Below are 17,762 nucleotides of genomic sequence, written 5' to 3' on the forward strand. Positions count from 1 at the left end.
GGCTCACTGTCGCGGTCACTGCGAAAGGTGATTGAACGGCGAAGGCGTCAGTGGCAGGGCGGCTGATCTGCAGCCTGGCTGCAGGTTCTTGCCGCTCACCATCCACGGCGTTCGAAAGCGTGTGTCAGCCGCCCTTGGTCGGGCGGCCTGCACGTTTTCCTTCCCTACACGTGCACTCGCGATGATGTGTGTCCGGGATAGGACACGACAGACAGTGATCAAGCGCGACAGAGGTTCATTGAAACGCAATCTGGCCTGCCTGCTGCTTGCAGGCCTTGCGTTGACCGCATGCGCGCCACGCCGCCCTGGCGAGGTGCCGGCGCTGGTGCATGCGGCCGATGCGCAGGCCGAGGTGGTGCAGACCGATGCCGGTGCAGTCCGCGGTGTCGCCGGCGCGCAGGGGCGGGTGTTTTTGGGCGTGCCGTTCGCCGCGCCGCCGGTGGGCGCGTTGCGCTTTCGCGCCCCGCAAGCTGTGCCAGCATGGAAGGGCGTCCGCGATGCCACCCGGGCCGGGCCGGCCTGCCTGCCGCGGTATCGCTTCGGGCAGAAGCAGATATCGGAGGATTGCCTCACCCTCAACATCTATGCGCCGCCCGGCCCGGCGCCGGTGCATCCGCGCGCAGTGATGGTGTGGATCTACGGTGGCGCGCTGGAGCTGGGCAGCAATGTCGACTACGACCTGAGTGCCTTGGCGGCGCGGCAGGACGTCATCGTGGTGGCGCCCAATTACCGGCTGGGGGTGTTCGGTTTCTTCGCGCATCCGGCGCTGCGTGGCGAAGGCGAAGGGGCCTATGCATTGCTCGACCAACAGGCCGCGTTGCGCTGGGTGCAACGCAATATCGCCGCCTTCGGTGGCGATGCCCACAACGTCACCGTGTTCGGTGAATCGGCCGGCGCCTGGAGCATCTGCTATCAACTCGCCTCGCCGGGCGCGGCCGGTCTGTTCCAACGCGCAATCCTGCAGAGCGGCAGCTGCCTGGCCAGCGATTCCAGCGTGCCGCGCGCCGAGGCCGAGCGCGGCGGTGCGCGCATGGCGCAGACGCTTGGCTGCGCGCATGCAAGCGATGTGGGCGCGTGCCTGCGCGCATTGCCTGCCGATACCGTGGCCGATGCGAAATCCCAGCGACGTGGCCTGACCGGCAGCGATGCCTGGGCGCCGATGTCTGGCGGTGACGTCTTGCCGTTGCCGCCCACCGAGGCGATCGCCAACCTGCACCATGTGCAGGTGCCGGTGCTGATGGGCACCAACCGCAACGAGGGGCGGCTGTTTGCGCAGTTGCTGTCCTACGTCGGCAAGCTCAACCTGCGCAGCGGCTATGAGGCACGCCTGCAGCGCATGCATGCCAACCCGACAGCGATCATGGCGCGCTATGCAGACATTGCCGGGCAATCGCGCTGGGATGCATTCGCCGACGTCGTCACCGATGGCGGCTTCGCCTGCCCGACGCGTCGGCTGGGCCAGGCCTTGCGTACCCGCACGCCGGTGTATGCGTACGAATTCGACGACCCGCAGGCGCCGTACGGCCTGTGGCGTCTGCCGTTCTCGCATCCGCTGGGCGCGTATCACGCCTCCGAACTGGTGTACCTGTTCCAGCGGCCGTGGGTGCTCAGTGGCGAGCCGGCGTTCACTCCGGCGCAACAGGCCTTTGCCGATACGCTGCAGGATTACTGGGGCGCGTTCGCGCGCACCGGCGATCCCAATGGGGGCGGCCGTCCGCCGTGGCCACGCTTCGATGGCGACGCTCCGTTGACGCTGTCGCCCGGCAGGATCGGCGCAACGCCCGACTTCGCGCAACGGCACCGCTGCGCGTTCTGGGATGCACAGGCAACGCTGACACCACCGCACGCGACCGCAACGCCGGCACAGTCACCCTCGCATTGATCGCATCATCAGGAGCCACCCATGTCCGTTTCCACTTCATCCCCCTGCCCTACGGTGCGCCTGCGCAACGGACGCAGCGTGCCGGCACTCGGGCTCGGCTCATGGAACCTGGGCCAGGGCCGCCACGCGCCGCAGCAGGAGATCGATGCGCTGCAGACGGGTCAGCAGCTGGGCATGCGCCTGATCGACACCGCCGAGATGTACGGCAATGGCCGGTCGGAGCAACTGATCGGCCAGGCGATGGATAGCGTGCAGCGGCCTTATCTGGTGTCCAAGGTCCTGCCGAGCAATGCCAGCGCGCGCGGTATCGCGCGTGCCTGCGAGGCCAGCCTGCAGCGGCTCGGCGTGCGTACACTGGACCTGTATCTGCTGCATTGGCGCGGCGGCAGCGATCTGCACGAAGTGGTCGATGCCTTCGAGGCGTTGCGCGATGCCGGCAAGATCCGCAACTGGGGCGTATCGAACTTCGATGTCGATGATCTGCAGGACCTGTGGCGCATCGATGGCGGGCAACACTGCCTGGTCAATCAGGTGCTGTATCACGCCGGTAGCCGCGGCATCGAGTTCGATCTGCTGCCGTGGTGTGCACAGCACGAGGTAACGGTGATGGCGTATTCGCCATTGGGCAGCCGCGCATTGCTGGACCATCCGGTGCTGCACGCGATCGGCGAGCGACGCGGCGTGGCTGCAACCGCCGTGGCGCTGGCCTGGGCGATCCGCAGCGGGCAGGTCATTGCCATTCCCGAATCGGGAACGCCTGCCCATGTGCGCGAGAATGCAGCAGCGTGCACGCTGCAGTTGGACGCGCAGGATCTTGCCGACCTGGACCGTGCATTCCCGCCGCCGACACGCAAACAGCCATTGGATCTGCTGTAGCCGACACGTAACGCTTGGGTCCGCTACATGCGTTCGCAGACAGCGCGCCGGATCATTGCGTGACCTACGCATCAGCCCGCTGCGATCCAACGCAAGCTTTCGGCTGCATGTGAGTATTCGTTCGCATGCAGACACGTGCATTTAACAGCGCCACTCCCACGCTGAACGGATCAGCCCGCATCCCAGCCCGCCAGAGTGGAGTCCCCATGGCCAAGTCCCCCAGCAAGCCCGCGCAACTTCCATCCACCGCTGCTGTCAGCGCAACTCCCGAGACGCTGCGCGGTACGGGCGACGAATTGCACCAGAAGGCGGGCGGCACGCATCCGCAGCTGACCACCAACCAGGGCATTCCGGTTGGCGACAACCAGAACTCGCTGCGCGCCACGCCGCGCGGGCCGACGTTGCTGGAAGACTTCATCCTGCGCGAGAAGATCACCCACTTCGACCACGAGCGCATTCCCGAGCGCATCGTGCATGCGCGCGGTAGCGCGGCGCACGGCTATTTCGAGCTGACCAAGTCGTTGAGCCAGTACACCACCGCCAAGATCTTTACCGAGGTCGGCGAAAAGACCCCGTTGTTCACGCGTTTTTCCACCGTCGCCGGCGGCGCCGGCTCGGTGGACACGCCGCGCGACGTGCGCGGGTTCGCGGTGAAGTTCTACACCAAGGAAGGCAACTGGGATCTGGTGGGCAACAACATCCCGGTGTTCTTCATCCAGGATTCGATGAAGTTCCCCGACCTGATCCACGCGGTGAAGATGGAGCCGGACCGCGGTTTCCCGCAGGCCGCCAGTGCGCACGACACCTTCTGGGATTTCATCTCGCTGAGCCCGGAATCGATGCACATGATCATGTGGGCGATGAGCGACCGCACGATCCCGCGCTCGCTGCGCATGATCGAAGGCTTCGGCATCCACAGCTTCCGTTTCCTCAATGAAAATGGCGACAGCACCTTCGTCAAGTTTCATTGGCGCCCCAAGCTTGGCCTGCAGTCCACGATCTGGGACGAGGCGGTGAAGATCGCCGGCGCCGACCAGGACTTCCATCGTCGCGATCTGTTCGAGGCGATCCAGAGCGGCGACTTCCCCGAGTGGGAGCTGGGCGTGCAGCTGTTCACCGAGGCGGAAGCCGATGCATTCCCGTTCGATCACCTGGATTCGACCAAGGTCATCCCGGAAGAACTGGTGCCGCTGCAGATCGTCGGCCGCATGGTGCTGGACCGCTGGCCGGACAACTTCTTCGCAGAGACCGAGCAGGTGGCGTACTGCCCGGCCAACATCGTGCCCGGCATCGACTTCAGCAACGATCCGCTGCTGCAGGGCCGCCTGTTCTCGTATCTGGATACGCAGCTGAGCCGTCTGGGTGGACCGAACTTCCATCAGATCCCGGTCAATGCGCCCAAGTGCCCGTTCGCCAATAACCAGCGCGACGGCCACATGCAGATGGGCGTGCCCAAGGGCCGTGTCGCCTACGAGCCCAGCTCGCTGCAGGCCGATGCGCCGCGTGAGGCGCTGCGTGGATTCCCCAGCCACGCAACCCCGGCCGAAGACGGCGCCAAGGGCCGCGTACGCGCAGAGAGCTTTGCCGATCATTACAGCCAGGCGCGCATGTTCTTCCGCAGCCAGACCGCACCGGAACAGGCGCACATGGCATCGGCGCTGGTGTTCGAGCTGTCCAAAGTGGAAACCCCGCACGTACGCGAAGCCATCGTCGGTCACCTGCGTCACATCGACCCGACGTTGGCGCAGCGTGTGGCCGATGGCATGGGGATGACCGCATTGCCGCCGGCACCGCCGGCTGCGGTCGCTCCGACCGACATGCCGTTGTCGCCCGCCCTGCAGTTGATCGGCAAGATGAAGGACACCTTGCAGGGCCGCACCGTGGGCATCCTGATTCACGATGGCTCCGACGCGGCGACGATCAAGGCCGTGCGCAAGGCCGCCGAAGCCGCCGGTGCCACGGTCAAGATCGTCGCGCCGAAACTGGGCGGCGCCAAGCTCAGCGACGGCAAGCAGCTGGCCGCCGATGGTCAGCTGGCCGGCACGCCGTCGGTGATGTTCGATGCGGTGGCGGTGCTGCTGTCGTCGGAAGCAGCCAAGGCGCTGACACGCGAATCGGCAGCGCTGGATTTCGTCAGCAATGCCTGGGCCCATCTGAAGGCGATCGCCTTCGACGACGGCGCGCAGCTGCTGCTGAAGGCCGGCAATGTCGGCAAGGACGCCGGCGTGATCGCCGCGGCAGATACCAAGGCCTTCATCACTGCCGCCAAGACCCGCCAGTGGGCACGCGAACCGAAGGTGCGCATGCTGGCGTAACCGCATCCGCATAGGCTGCACAGGCTCGGGCGCGAACGACTTCCACGTCGTTCGCGCCCAAGGCGTTTATGCGGGCAGCAATTCATCAACGGAAAACCAGCGCATCCTCCGCAACGGCCAGCCTTCAACCCGTCTTTTGGCCGCGTCTCATAAACGACGCTGCGATTTGGAATCCGGCTGTCTTTACGTCGTTGCGCGGTCGTGTCTTTGGGGTGTCGGCGCGCGCGGCCAGGTCGGCATAGAGCCGCGGGCTGCGGTTTGGCTGCAAGGCCCTTGCCCGCCCACCATCGCAGGACACGCCGCAAGTACGTCCGTGTAGCAGTTGTCGTCCTGTCAGATGCGCTAGGACGGTTCGGCGGGAAACTGCGCAGCGTTCGCCAGCGCGCGGTACTCGCGTGGCGTCATGCCCACCGCCAGCTTGAATTGCCGCGCAAAGGCGCTTTGATCGCTGAAGCCGCAGGCATGCCCGATTTCGGTCAGGCTCTTGTTTCCGTGCAGCAGGTGCATCGCCATCTGCAAACGCAGCTTGGCCAGCACCTGTTGCGGGGTGAGTTGGAACACCTTGCGGAACGAGCGCTGCAACTTGGACATCGAAAACCCGGTGATCTCCACCAGTGCCTGCATGCGCACGTTCTGCGCGTAGTTGGCGTTGAGGTACGCCAGCGCGAGCCGCAGTTTTTCGTACTGCGATTCGTGCCCGTCCTGCGGCCCCAGATCACGCGAGATACCGATGATGCCCTGCACCTTGCCGTCGACCAGCAGCGGACGTTTGCAGGTCAGGCACCAGCCCGGTTCGCGATTGGCGAACAGATGCAGTTCCAGCAGGTTGTCGATCACTTCGCCGGCCAGCACCTGCTCGTCCTGGTTGGCGTAGTTGGTGCCCAGACCGCTGGGATAGACCTCGGCAACGCGCTTGCCGATCAGGTCCTTGCGCGACTTCAGCCCCAACCGCCGCAGCATGGTCTGGTTGACGTGGGTATAGCGGCCCTCGCGATCCTTGACGAAGAACAGCACGTCCGGCACGGCATCGAACAACGCTTCCAGATCGGCAGGATCGATGCTCTTCATGCAGGACGTCATGCAGGACTGGACTCAGGATCAGGAAAGACGCAGCTGGCGATGACACCTGCCGCCGATGCAGGCCGCAGCGCATGCCACGCCATGATACGCCGCGCGCATCAGACGCCGGCGCCCGCGCTCAGCGCGGGTTGTCGGCCACGTTGGCCGCGGCCGGCGCGGCCTTGCTGTCCACCGCCGCAGCCGTGGGATTGCCGATGCGATCCAACGGCACCTGCTGCGCGCGCCAGCCACTGACCACCGCCGCACCGGACTGCGAGCCGACCTGCACCTGCAGGCGTGCACTGCCGCCGGGCGCGATGAACTCGACGGCACAATCGCCGGCGGCCATGCAGCTGTCGGCGGCCAGCGGATCCACCAGCTGCCAGCCCTGCTCCATCACCGCCTGTGCGAATGCGCGGTAGCCCATGCCGGACTTCAGCGTGGCCGGCAGCGGCACGCTCGGGTCGCTGGCCGCGTCGGTACTGGCGACAGTCGCGGATGCCGAAACGGGCGCACGCGCGGACACCGTGGGCCGCGATGCGGCATTCAGGGCAGGACTACAGACTAGGGCGAGCGCCCACAATGAGGGGCGGAACAGCGTGCGCATGCGAACGGTCCTTGCGGCCTGCAGGGAACTGGGGAAGTTAAAGAATCGCTATTTTGACATGGCGCGCCTGCGCTGCGGCACTGCTGGCGCCGGCCATTCAGCCGGGCGCAGTGATCCAGGCCAAGTCTATTAGCCACAAGCGGACTCATCCTTCAGGCGTCATCGACCTTGACGCCTACCTGTGAATATCGTCCGGCAGGCAACGCGCGACTGCACTTGCGACGGGTGGGAGATCGAACCATCCCATCCAGGGCGGGCACCGCGCTCGGTCGCCATCCTTGCGAGCGCGTTGCATCATTGCGGTTTGCGCGTGGAGTACCCGATGCCCGACACCACCTCTCCCGCTTATGCGGTTGGCCAACTGTGGCGCTGCCGTGGGCGCACCGCGACGGAGACGCCGTTGCTGCTGATCAACCAGATCGACGTGCATCCCCACGGCGGCCAGATCCTGCACGTGAGCATCAGCGACATCCAGGTGCGTCACGCGGGATTGCCCGATGGAATCCTCGACACGCTGCCACACATCCCGGTGATTGCGCAGACCCTGGAGCGCAGCGCCGCCGAATACGTCGGCGATGCCGCGCCCACCCAGGATTACCTGCCGGGCTATGCAGAATGGAAAGCCGCCTTCGACGCCGGCAATGCCGGCTCGTTCGGGATCGCGGTGGCGGAGATCCTGCAGATCGTGGAAGGCCAGTTGGCCAGGCGCGATCAGCAGCGACACTGACCAAGCCCGGCGCCTGTCGAAACACTGAAGGCCGGGCCGTCACGCTGCATCAGCCCACCAACCGGCACGCCGCTCCAGGCGGCGTGCCGGTCGCACCCTCACTGGCCGATATGCTGCTTCAGCCAGCTGTTGACGGTGTCGTGCCACAGCACGCTGTTGTCCGGCTTGAGCACCCAGTGGTTCTCGTCCGGGAAGTACAGGAACTTGGAGTCGATGCCCTTGCGCTGCAGCGCGGTGAACGCGGCCAGGCCCTGCTCGACCGGGATGCGGAAATCCTGCTGGCCGTGGATGACCAGCATCGGCACCTTCCACTTGTCCACATGCAGCACCGGGTTGAACTTCTCGTAGCCGGCCGGGTTCTGCCACGGCGTGCCGCCGTTTTCCCATTCGCTGAACCACAGCTCCTCGGTGGCATAGCCCATGGTGCGGTTGTCGAACACGCCGTCGTGGTCGACCAGGCACTTCCACGGCTGGTTCCAGTTGCCTGCCATCCAGTAGACCATGTAGCCGCCGTAGCTGGCGCCCAGCGCGCAGGCCTTGTCGCCGTTGAGGAAGCCGTACTGCTTCTGCGCGGCGGCCCAGCCCTTCTGCAGGTCTTCCAGCGGGCGGTCGCCCCAATGCTGGCTGATCGCGTCGGTGAACTCCTGGCCGTAGCCGGTGGAGCCGTGGAAGTCGATCATCACCACCGCGTAGCCCTGCCCGGCATAGGTCTGCGGATTCCAGCGGTTGCTCCAGCCGTTGCCGAAGCTGCCCTGCGGCCCGCCGTGGATCAGGAATGCCACCGGGTAGGTCTTGCCTTCCTGGTAGTTGTACGGCTTGACCACGTAGCCGTGCACGGTGTCGTTGTTCCAGCCCTTGAACTGGAACTGCTCATAGTCGCCGAACTGCACGTCCGGCAGCAGCTCACCGGCGCTCTGGGTGATCGCACGCAGGCCCCGGCCCTGCACGTCGCTGACAAACACCTGGTCGCCGCTCTTGAGCGAGTTGCGGGTGAACGCCAGCGTGGTGCCGGCCAGCGTCGGTGCATGCACAACGCCCTCGCCGACCAGTTTGGTCGGGGTGCCGGTGGCGATGTCGATCTTGAACAACGGATGCTCGCCGAGGTCGTCGGCGCTGGTGTAGATGCTTGCGCCGTCATCGCTCAACACGATCTCGCCGGCCGAGCGGTCCCACTTGGGCGCGATCTCGCGCGTCTTGCCGCTGGCCACGTCCATCGCCATCAGGCCGAAGCGGTCGGCTTCGAAACCGGGGCGCTTCATCGCGCGGTAGTACAGCGTCCTGCCGTCGCTGCTGAACACCGGGCCGGCATCCCAGGCCGGGTTGGCCGCGGTCAGGTTGACCGGCGCTGCCTTGCCGGCCGCATCCAGGCGGTACAGGTCGAAGTTGGTCTGCCACGGCTCGTCGTTGCCGGTGGGCTTGCCGGCGGCCTTGGCGTTCTTGCCCGCTTCCGGGCCATGTGGCTGCGGGATGCGCACGCTGGCCACCACGCTGGCACCATCGGGCGACCAGGTGTAGTCGTCGTTGCCGCCGAACGGCTTGGACGGCGCATCGCCGGCCAGCGTGGCGCTGATCGCCGAGGCGCCGACCACGGCCTTGGCGCCGGCAGCCGGCAGCTCGGCGACGAACAGCGTATTGCGGCGGCCGTCGTTCCAGGTATCCCAGTGCCGCACGAACAACTGGTCGTAGACCACGCCGCTGGCCTTGGCGTTCTTGACGCTGGCGAGTTTGGTCTTGGTGCACGCCAGGTCCGAACCGCAGTCCTGGAACACGCCGGCACTGAAGGCGATGCGCTTGCCATCGGGCGAGAGCTTGTAGCTGTCCACATCCACTGCGAACGCGGTCACTTGCTGCGGCGTGCCGCCAGTCATCGGCTGTGCGTACAACTGCTGCGTGCCGGATTTACTGCTGAGGAAATACACCGTCTTGCCGTCCGGCGACAGCGCCGGACTGTTGACGTTCCAGCCGTCGGGCGTGAGCCGCCTGGGCGGCGCTGCATCGCGGGTACGCAGGTTGCGCGTCCACAGGCCGGTGGACGGCTTGCCGTTGCTGCTCTTGGCCTGCCGCTTGGCAAACACCAGCACGCTGCCGTCGGGGCTGAGCGTGGGCGACGACACCCGGTCCAGCGCGACCATGTCGCGCACATCGAATCCGCGCGCGGCGGCAAGACTTGGCAAGGTAGCCAGCAAACACAGGGGCAATACGGCGTGACGCAGCTTCATCGAGATTCCCGCAACGGCAAAACGTCGATGGTAGGCGTTGCTGCAGCGCACGCGCAAAGGTAGGAGGTCATGCGCGCGCAGGTGCCGCACGTTGCTGCGCGGTAGCGGCCGATGCGCGCCGTGCGCATTGGAGGTCTGGCAACGGCGCCCTACGCTGCAGCGCAGGTGGCGCTCAGAACGTGAGCTTGGCCTGCAGCCCGACCACCAGTGCGTTGTGCGTGCGGGTATAGGCGTAGGTTCCGGGGTTGACGATGTATTGCACGTCCGGGCGCAGCATCAGCCACGGCGTGAGCTGCGCGCTATAGGCGAGCTCGTAGAGCTCCTCGGCAGCGCTCAGGCCGATCAGTGGCGAGTCGGCCGGCACGCCGGCATCGATCGACTCGGCGCGGCGTGCATCGAGCAGCCGATGATTGATCCGGCCGGCCACATAACCCAGGGCGATGCGGTCCTGCGTGCGTGCGCCAATGCCCTGGTACACCCCACCGACCGAATACCAGCGGGTCATCAACGCACTGTCGTGGTCGCTGGCCATGAACTGGGCGAATCCGGTCAGGCCGATGCTGGCGTCCGCTCCGGGAGTGACCAGCTTCTGTTCGACCAGCAGATAGGCGCCGTCGCGTCCGGTGCTGCGGCTGGTATCCAGCCCACGCCTGGCGACCGTCGAGGAGTCGTAATAGCCACCGAACTTGTACACGCCCGGATAGCGCGAGGCGGCCGGCTTCCAGGTGAATTCGAGCGGGAAGATCGCACCGGTGGTGCCGCTGGCGAACGGTTTGAACGCGTAGGTGTCGCGGGCGCCGAAGCCCAGATTCGGATTGACCTGGAACCAGCCGGCATGCAGGTTGAGCTGCGGGGTCAGCTGCTGCGCGCCTTCGATGCCCCAGCGCGCGGCCGGGTAGTTGTACCAGCCACTGTTGGCCGAAAACGCCAGCGGATGCGCGCAGAACGCGGCATTGACGAAGTTCACCAGCAGCGTGTGCGAGGCGAACTGGTTGCCCATCGCATAGAAGCCCAGTTTCAGATACGTGCCGCCCTGGTGGAAGCTGCGGTCGTAGCTGAACTCACTCAGGCGGGTGTACTGGCCGCCGTACACTTCCTGGATGGGGAAGCGATTGCCCACCAGGTCGGCGGAAGTGCTGCGGCCGCGGCGGTCATTGATGGTGACATGCAGGCTGCCACCGTCCCAGCCGGCGAGTGTGGCCATGTCCAGATCCACGCCCACCCGCAGTTGCTGCGCATAGCGCGCACTGTTTTTTTCGTAGCCGCCGTCCACCACGCCGAAGGTCTCGGACACGTAGTCGCCGCGAACGCTCACTCCGTGCTCGGCCCAGGCGGACCGACGCCCGCCCCAGTCGCCGGTCAGCGTGGTGTCGCCCGCGGCGACTGCGGTGGCCGGCAGTGCCAGCAGCAAGGCGTAGCCCAGCGCACTGCGGCGCGGGAAAAAAGTCAGACGATGCATCGTGGTTCTCTGAGTCGGGGCAGCGTGCACCGCCGGCGGTGGCGATGCAGGGCGGTGATGCCCGGGCGCCGCTGCGGTAACGGGACCGTTGGCCGGATGCGCCAGGCACCCGGCCGTCGGGTTGCGCCAAGCGCGGCTGACACGCCGGTGCGCAGCCGTCAGGCGCGCGCGGTGTGTTGGCCGCTCCAGGACCACGCGAGGCAGATGCCTGCATGGTCCTGCGTGGGCGGTGGGTCAGTGCGCGTCGGGCAAGCTGTAGGCGATGACGTTATCGCCACGATCGGGCGACTGCCGCGCACCGCCGGCACTGATCACCACGTACTGTTTGCCGGTCTTGTGCGAGACGTAGGTCATCGGCCCGCCCTGACTGCCGACCGGCAGGCGGCCCTTCCAGAGCTCCTTGCCGGTGCCGCTGTCGAACGCGCGCAGGTAGTAGTCCTGGGTGCCGGCGATGAACACGAGCCCGCCCTGCGTGGACAGCGTGCCACCCAGCGTCGGCATGCCGATCGGGATCGGCAGATGCATCTTGATGCCGAACGGGCCGGTGTCCTGCACCGTCCCCACCGGCACCTGCCAGGCGATGCTGCGCGTCTTGAGATCGATGGCGCTGAGCGTGCCGTACGGCGGCGCCTGGCATGGAATGCCCAGCGCCGACAGGAAGCGGTTCTTGTTGACCGCATACGGCGTGCCCTTCAGCGGCACGGCGCCCATGCCGGTATTGACTGCCTCGCCACCACCGGACGCCTCGGCCTTGCGGGTGTCGGCAGGAATCATCTGCACCCACAAGCCCAGGCGCATGTCGTTGGCGAAGATGACGTCATGCACCGGGTCGGTCGACAGGCCACCCCAGTTCATGCCGCCCAACGAGCCGGGAAAGCTCAGCGACACATCGGTGCCCGGCGCGGTGTACAGGCCTTCATACCGCATCTGCTTGAACGCGATGCGGCACAGCATCTGGTCGATCGCAGTGGCGCCCCACATATCCGATTCGGTCAGGTGCTTAGTGCCGATCTGCGGCATGCCGACCGACAGCGGCTGGGTCGGCGCGTACTGCTCGTGCGCAATATCCGAGCCTTTCACCGGCACTTCCCTGACCTCGGTCAGCGGCTTGCCGGTGGCGCGATCGAGCACGTAGATCTGCCCGGCCTTGGTGCCGATGACCACGGCCGGGGTGTGGCTGCCGTCCTGGTTGGGGAAGTCGATCAGGCTGGGCTGCATCGGCAGGTCGAAGTCCCACAGATCGTTGTGCACGGTCTGGTAGACCCACTTCTCCGCACCGGTGGTGGCATCCAGTGCCAGCACCGAGGCGCCGTAACGGTGATCGAGCGCGGTGCGCTCGGCGCCGTACAGATCGGTCGATGGCCCGCCCAGCGGCAGGAACACGGTGTTCATCGCCGCGTCGTAGGACATCGGTGCCCACACGTTCGGCGTGCTGCGCACATAGCTGCTGCCGGCGGCCGGCGCCTGGCGATCACGCGGATTGCCCGGGTCGAAGGCCCAGCGCTGCGCGCCGGTGACCACATCGAAACCGCGCACCACGCCACCGGGCATGTCGGTCTGCACGTTGTCGGCCACGCGTCCGCCCACCACCACGGTGGTGCCGGCCACCAGTGGCGGCGAGGTCAGCTGGTAGAACGGATCCGGCGCAGCGCCCAGGCCAGCCTTGAGATCGACCTGGCCGTTGCTGCCGAAGCCCTGGCAGAACGCACCGGTGTCCGCATCCACCGCGATCAGGCGACCATCAATGGTGTTGGTGAACAGGCGGCGACGGCAGTTGGCATCCTGCGCCACCGCCACTGCGGTGATCGGCGAGGGATTGGCCACGCTCGGCGTCGGCAACGCCGCATCGGCATCGAAGTAGCCCAGGCCACGGCAGCGCTGCCACACCGACGAGGTCGCATTGATCTCGCGCCGCCACAGCTGCTTGCCGGTGCTGGCGTCGAGCGCAATCAGATTGTTGTGCGGTGTGCACAGGAACACGGTCTCGCCCACCTGCAGCGGGGTCAACTGGTCTTCGGCACCGTTGCCGTCGCTGTTGGCGATCTCGCCGGTGTGGTAGGTCCAGGCGACCTGCAGCTGGCCGACATTACTGCGGTTGATCTGGTCCAGCGCAGCGAAGCGGCTACCGCCATCGGTATTGCCGTAGGCGGACCAGTTCCGTTGCGCGCTTGCCGGCTGCACCGCCGTCATGCCGGGCCCGTGCTCGCCTGCCACCGGCGGATGCGGCACGAACATGCCGCCGATACCGGCCACGACCGCCAGCGCCAGAACCGTTGCCACGCCATAGGCAGTACGCCCGGCCGGCAAGGCCCGGCTACGCCGCAGCGCCGGCCAGGCCAGCGCCACCAGCACGGCGAACGCCGCAGGCAGCATCAGCCGCGAGATCAGCGGCCAGAACTCCAGCCCCGCATCCCACAGCGCCCAGACCAGCGTCAGCACGAAGGCGGCGCCGTACACCAGCGCACCGGCCGGCCGACGCAGCACGATCAGCACGCCGGCCACGGCGGTCGCCAGGCCCATCAGCAGGAAGTACCAGCTGCCGCCCAGGCTGGCCAACCTTGCGCCACCCAGCAGAAAAATCAGCCCCACCAGCGCAATCAGCATGCCCAGCACCAGCAGCAATGCCCGGCCCGGGACCGGCAACTTCGATTTCGTTTCCACGTTGCAACACCTCGATCAGGAGATTCCGCCCTGCACCGCGCCCGGCATTCCGATCTGGATGCTGCAAGGTGCCCGCACGGCGGCCAGTAGAGGCAGCATCACTGCCCACTTTCCGTCACTCCCCTCCCCGGCCCACGTACCGCTGGTGGGACCGGCACCGGCATGCCCGGCAGACTGACGACATAGTGTCGCACCGCACCGGGCATTTATTACATATCTGAAGCGATTGCCTACAGAACACTGCAGTCCGCACAGGCGCGGACCGCAGCGGCTTTTGTGTGCGCAGCGCGCGCTGCGCGCCTCAGAAGCGGTGCGACATGCCCACATACACCTGCGCGTCCGGGGTGCGGTCGTTGAGGCCGAAGTTGGCGCCCACATCCAGCTGCAACAGCGGATTGAGCAGATACGCAGCGGCGATGTCGGCCGAATACTGCTCGATGGTCTGCACCGGGTCGCGGTTGATCGACGACCACACTTCCACCGCCATCGACAACTTTGCGGTGAACGGATGCGCCAGGTTGATCGCGTTGACGATGGCGACATGCTTGCCGCTGCCATCGCTGTCGGCCAACCAATCCACCTCGGGCCCGAAGGTCAGCGAGAAGCTGTTAGGCAGCACGAAATTGATCGGCAAGGCGACGCCGCCTTCCCACTCGTCGTTGCCCAGGCCGGTGCGCGCGGTCGGTGCCTTGACGAACGGCAGCAACGCCACGCTGGCGGTATCGCTTTCGTAGAAACGCGCCTTCATGCGCAGGAAGATATCTCCGCCGCCGCTCAGGCTGCTGCGCGCACCGGTGGCGCGGTCAGTGGTCTTGACCTGCAGCTGCGGTGCCCAGTTCAGCTGCAGATCGATGCGGTCGCTGACGCCGTATTTGAGCGTGGGATTGGTGAAGTACGCCGTTTCGACGCGGGTGGCGGGCTGGCTGTCGCGGGTGTAGCTGCCGATATCGGTCTCCAGCTGCCAGGCGCCGGTTGGCACGGTACAGGTGGAATTGGCCTTGGTCGGGCGATCGGTACACAGCGCCGCTTCGGTGGCCTCTTGTGCCTGTGCCTGCAGCGCGAGGCTGCTCAGCACGCCGGCCAGGGCGAGGCTCAACAAGGGGACGCGTCGTGCGCGGGTGGAGCGGTGGGAGATGGCAGTCAGCATTGCAGTGGTTTCCATGGCAAGACGCTGGACAGCTCGCGTGAACGGTCAGCGTTGGGGAGGGGGAATGCGCGTGGATGTCGAACGACTGCATGGCCGCCTGATGGCGGCGTGTTGCCAATCGATCTTATAGGCGTCGGCGGGCCTGAAGACGCCGTCGGTGACAAAAGCGGCCTCAACAGTGTGCGGATGTCGCACAGCGTGATGCGAGTCGCTTTTCCACGCCCATCGTGGATGGGGTTACGTGGTGCGAGGACGTGCGCGGTGGCGCGTCATCGGGATCGATCGAGGCATGCGGTCGCCGTGGTGCACCCATCGGTGCGGGAGACGGCACGATACGGAGCAGCGGCATAAAGTCGCTATGCACGCGGCCTGCGCAGGGCGTAAAGCCGGCGCAAAGGCGCGGCAGTGGTGCAGACGCGATGGCCTGGGCGTTGGGCGTGCGTTGCCTGAGCGCAGGTGCGTGAGGCGTCGCCGGATTGCAGCTGCGCGCGTGTCGGCCGATCAGCAGGTCAGCCGGGCGCGCCGATGTCGTTGCGCTGCATCGACAAGGCAGATCTGCTCACCGGGGCAACATACGATCTTGCGGAAACGTGCGGAATGGGACGTGCCCGCCACGGCGTGGCATCGCCGATTCGATGGGCCGTGCGTGCCGGAATGCGGCTCCGCTTGCCGCGTTCGTCATGGGGCCGCATCCGAACCGCGCGTCCTGCGATGCACCCGGCACAGCGGCAATTCGACCGCAATGCCCCAAAAAAAAACGGACACGCATCCAGCGATGCGTGTCCGTCCAGAGGCAGCGCGCAGGCGCATGCCTTAGTGAAGCGTCACCCTCAGGCGGTCTGTTCGCCGCGCTTGCCAACGCGGTACAGCAGCCAGCCGACCAGGGCGAGGATCGCCAGGCCGAACCATTGGTTGAGCTGCAGGCTGGCCGGCAACGCCAGCACATCGGCACGGCTGGACAGCACGATCGGCACCGCGATGGCGATCCCCATCAACGCCTCGCCGGTGATCAGGCCGGCGGCGAACAGCACGCCCGGGCGGTGCACGCGGTCGCGGCCTTCCTCGTCGTCGGCGCGGATCTTGTGGAAGCGTTCCACCAGATGCGCGATCAGGCCGCCAATGAAGATCGGCACCATCAGCTCCAGCGGCAGGTAGATACCGATCGCCGCCGCCAGCACCGGCACGCGGAAGCGCTTGCCGGTCTTCTTCAGCCATTCGTCCAGCGCGATGATCGCCGCGCCCACGCCGGCACCGATGGCAATCATCGACCACGGCAACTGCCCACCGAACAGGCCCTTGGCGACCGAGGCCATCAGCGTGGCCTGCGGCGCAGCGAGCGAATTTGGATGCTGCGGGGTAGCCGGGCCGATGCCGTAGGCCTGCGCAAGCAGGTTCAGCACCGGCGCCATGATCAGCGCGCAGGAAAACGCGCCGATGCCCAGCATCAGTTGCTGCTTCCACGGCGTGGCGCCGACCAGATAACCGGCCTTGAGATCCTGCAGGTTGTCGCCGCCCACCGCTGCCGCACAGCACACCACCGCGCCGATCATGATCGCCGCCACCGCACCCAGAGGCGCGGCGCCGATGCCGACCGGCACCAGGCCATCCTTGCCCAGCAGCAGCACCAGCACTGCCGAGGCGAACAGGATGGTGGAGATGGTGATACCCGAGACCGGATTGTTGGACGAACCGATCAAGCCGGCCAGATAGCCGGACACCGACACGAACAGGAAGCCGGCCACGATCATGATGATGGTCATCGGGATCGACACGTGCCACTGCTGCACGATTGCCTGGTACAGGCCCAGCAGCGGCAGGGTGCACAGCACCAGCGCCACCAGCATCCACTTCATCGGCAGGTCGCGTTCGGTCTCGGCAACCACACCGCCACCGCTCTTGCGCGCGGCGGCGAAGCCGCTCTTGACCCCGGACAGCAGCGATTTACGCAGCGAGAACAGCGTCCACACGCCGCCGATCAGCATCGCGCCGACACCGAGGTAACGGATCTTCGCGCCCCAGATGCCGAATGCCGTATCAGCCGCCGGCGCACCGACCAGGCTCTGCGCCAGTGCCGGGTCGCTGCCCATGAAGAACTGCTGGTACAGCGGAATGGCGATATGCCAGGACAGGATCGACCCGGACAGCACCACGATGCCGACATTCAGCCCGACGATGTAGCCCACGCCCAGCAGCGCCGGCGACAGGTTGGTGCCTAGATAGCCGACCAGGCGGCTGCTGCCCAGGTAGGTGGCCTGCGCCCAGGTGTCCGGGATCACCCGCAGGCCGCTGGCCGCACCCAGCTTGACCAGCGCGCCGATGGCGCCGGACATGGCCAGGATTTTCAGGCCCGGGCCGGGATTCTCGCCGGCCTTGAGCACCTCGGCCGCGGCCTTGCCTTCGGGGAACGGCAGCGGGTCTTCGACGATCATCGAGCGCCGCAGCGGAACCGAGAACAGCACCCCGAGCAACCCGCCCATTCCGGCGATACCGAGCACCCACCAGTACTTGAAGTCCGGCCAATAGCCCATGATCACCAGCGCGGGAATGGTGAAGATCACCCCGGCCGCGATCGACGAACCGGCCGAGGCACCGGTCTGGACGATGTTGTTTTCCAGAATGGTGCCGCCGCCGAGCAGGCGCAGCACGCCCATCGAGACGACCGCGGCCGGAATGGCGGTGGCGATGGTCAGGCCGGCAAACAGGCCCAGATAGGCGTTGGCGGCCGAAAGCACCACCGCCAGCACGATGGCCAGCACGACGGCGCGGAAGGTGAGCTGGCGCGGTTGCGCGTCATGGCTCATTGGGCAGTT

At 66.5% G+C, this 17,762-nt stretch carries 11 protein-coding genes; 4 read left to right on the forward strand and 7 right to left on the reverse strand.

The features are described from left to right. Positions 1-184: 184 nt before the first annotated feature. From EO170_RS14335 to EO170_RS14345, 3 genes are all read left to right on the forward strand, one after another. On the forward strand, positions 185-1,882 hold the full coding sequence (locus EO170_RS14335) for a carboxylesterase/lipase family protein (protein WP_241239447.1): 1,698 nt from the start codon (positions 185-187) through the stop codon (positions 1,880-1,882). Positions 1,883-1,903: 21 nt separating this feature from the next. Next, positions 1,904-2,758 (forward strand): aldo/keto reductase, encoded by an 855-nt coding sequence (locus EO170_RS14340; protein ID WP_126945881.1) that lies wholly within the window; start codon positions 1,904-1,906, stop codon positions 2,756-2,758. 206 nt (positions 2,759-2,964) lie between these two features. Further along, the gene (locus EO170_RS14345) at positions 2,965-5,073 is read left to right on the forward strand and encodes a catalase (RefSeq protein ID WP_126945884.1); all 2,109 of its coding nucleotides are present in this window, start codon (positions 2,965-2,967) and stop codon (positions 5,071-5,073) included. A 342-nt stretch (positions 5,074-5,415) separates the two neighbouring features. Here EO170_RS14345 and EO170_RS14350 read toward each other — a convergent pair whose 3' ends face one another. Continuing rightward, positions 5,416-6,141 (reverse strand): AraC family transcriptional regulator, encoded by a 726-nt coding sequence (locus EO170_RS14350; protein ID WP_104649748.1) that lies wholly within the window; start codon positions 6,139-6,141, stop codon positions 5,416-5,418. A gap of 130 nt (positions 6,142-6,271) precedes the next feature. Next, the gene (locus EO170_RS14355; RefSeq protein WP_126945887.1) at positions 6,272-6,739 is read right to left on the reverse strand and encodes a hypothetical protein; all 468 of its coding nucleotides are present in this window, start codon (positions 6,737-6,739) and stop codon (positions 6,272-6,274) included. A gap of 322 nt (positions 6,740-7,061) precedes the next feature. Between EO170_RS14355 and EO170_RS14360 the strand changes: the two genes are divergently transcribed. Further along, positions 7,062-7,466, forward strand: coding sequence for a hypothetical protein (locus tag EO170_RS14360; RefSeq protein WP_208413834.1), 405 nt, complete (start codon positions 7,062-7,064; stop codon positions 7,464-7,466). A 98-nt stretch (positions 7,467-7,564) separates the two neighbouring features. On the opposite strand, the gene EO170_RS14365 is transcribed toward EO170_RS14360, so the two are convergent. The 5 genes from EO170_RS14365 to EO170_RS14385 all read right to left on the reverse strand — a co-directional run bounded on the left by EO170_RS14365 (position 7,565) and on the right by EO170_RS14385 (position 17,753). Next, the gene (locus EO170_RS14365; RefSeq protein ID WP_126945890.1) at positions 7,565-9,685 is read right to left on the reverse strand and encodes a S9 family peptidase; all 2,121 of its coding nucleotides are present in this window, start codon (positions 9,683-9,685) and stop codon (positions 7,565-7,567) included. 172 nt (positions 9,686-9,857) lie between these two features. Next, positions 9,858-11,144: a carbohydrate porin gene (locus EO170_RS14370; RefSeq protein ID WP_126945893.1), complete on the reverse strand. Its 1,287-nt coding sequence runs from the start codon at positions 11,142-11,144 to the stop codon at positions 9,858-9,860. A 234-nt stretch (positions 11,145-11,378) separates the two neighbouring features. Next, positions 11,379-13,805 (reverse strand): glucose/quinate/shikimate family membrane-bound PQQ-dependent dehydrogenase, encoded by a 2,427-nt coding sequence (locus EO170_RS14375; RefSeq protein ID WP_241239448.1) that lies wholly within the window; start codon positions 13,803-13,805, stop codon positions 11,379-11,381. A gap of 301 nt (positions 13,806-14,106) precedes the next feature. Continuing rightward, the gene (locus EO170_RS14380) at positions 14,107-14,949 is read right to left on the reverse strand and encodes a transporter (protein WP_126946053.1); all 843 of its coding nucleotides are present in this window, start codon (positions 14,947-14,949) and stop codon (positions 14,107-14,109) included. 833 nt (positions 14,950-15,782) lie between these two features. Continuing rightward, positions 15,783-17,753: an oligopeptide transporter, OPT family gene (locus tag EO170_RS14385; protein ID WP_104582397.1), complete on the reverse strand. Its 1,971-nt coding sequence runs from the start codon at positions 17,751-17,753 to the stop codon at positions 15,783-15,785. Positions 17,754-17,762: the final 9 nt, after the last annotated feature.

This window comes from Xanthomonas sp. BRIP62409 (assembly GCF_003992965.1).
Lineage (GTDB): Bacteria > Pseudomonadota > Gammaproteobacteria > Xanthomonadales > Xanthomonadaceae > Xanthomonas > Xanthomonas euroxanthea.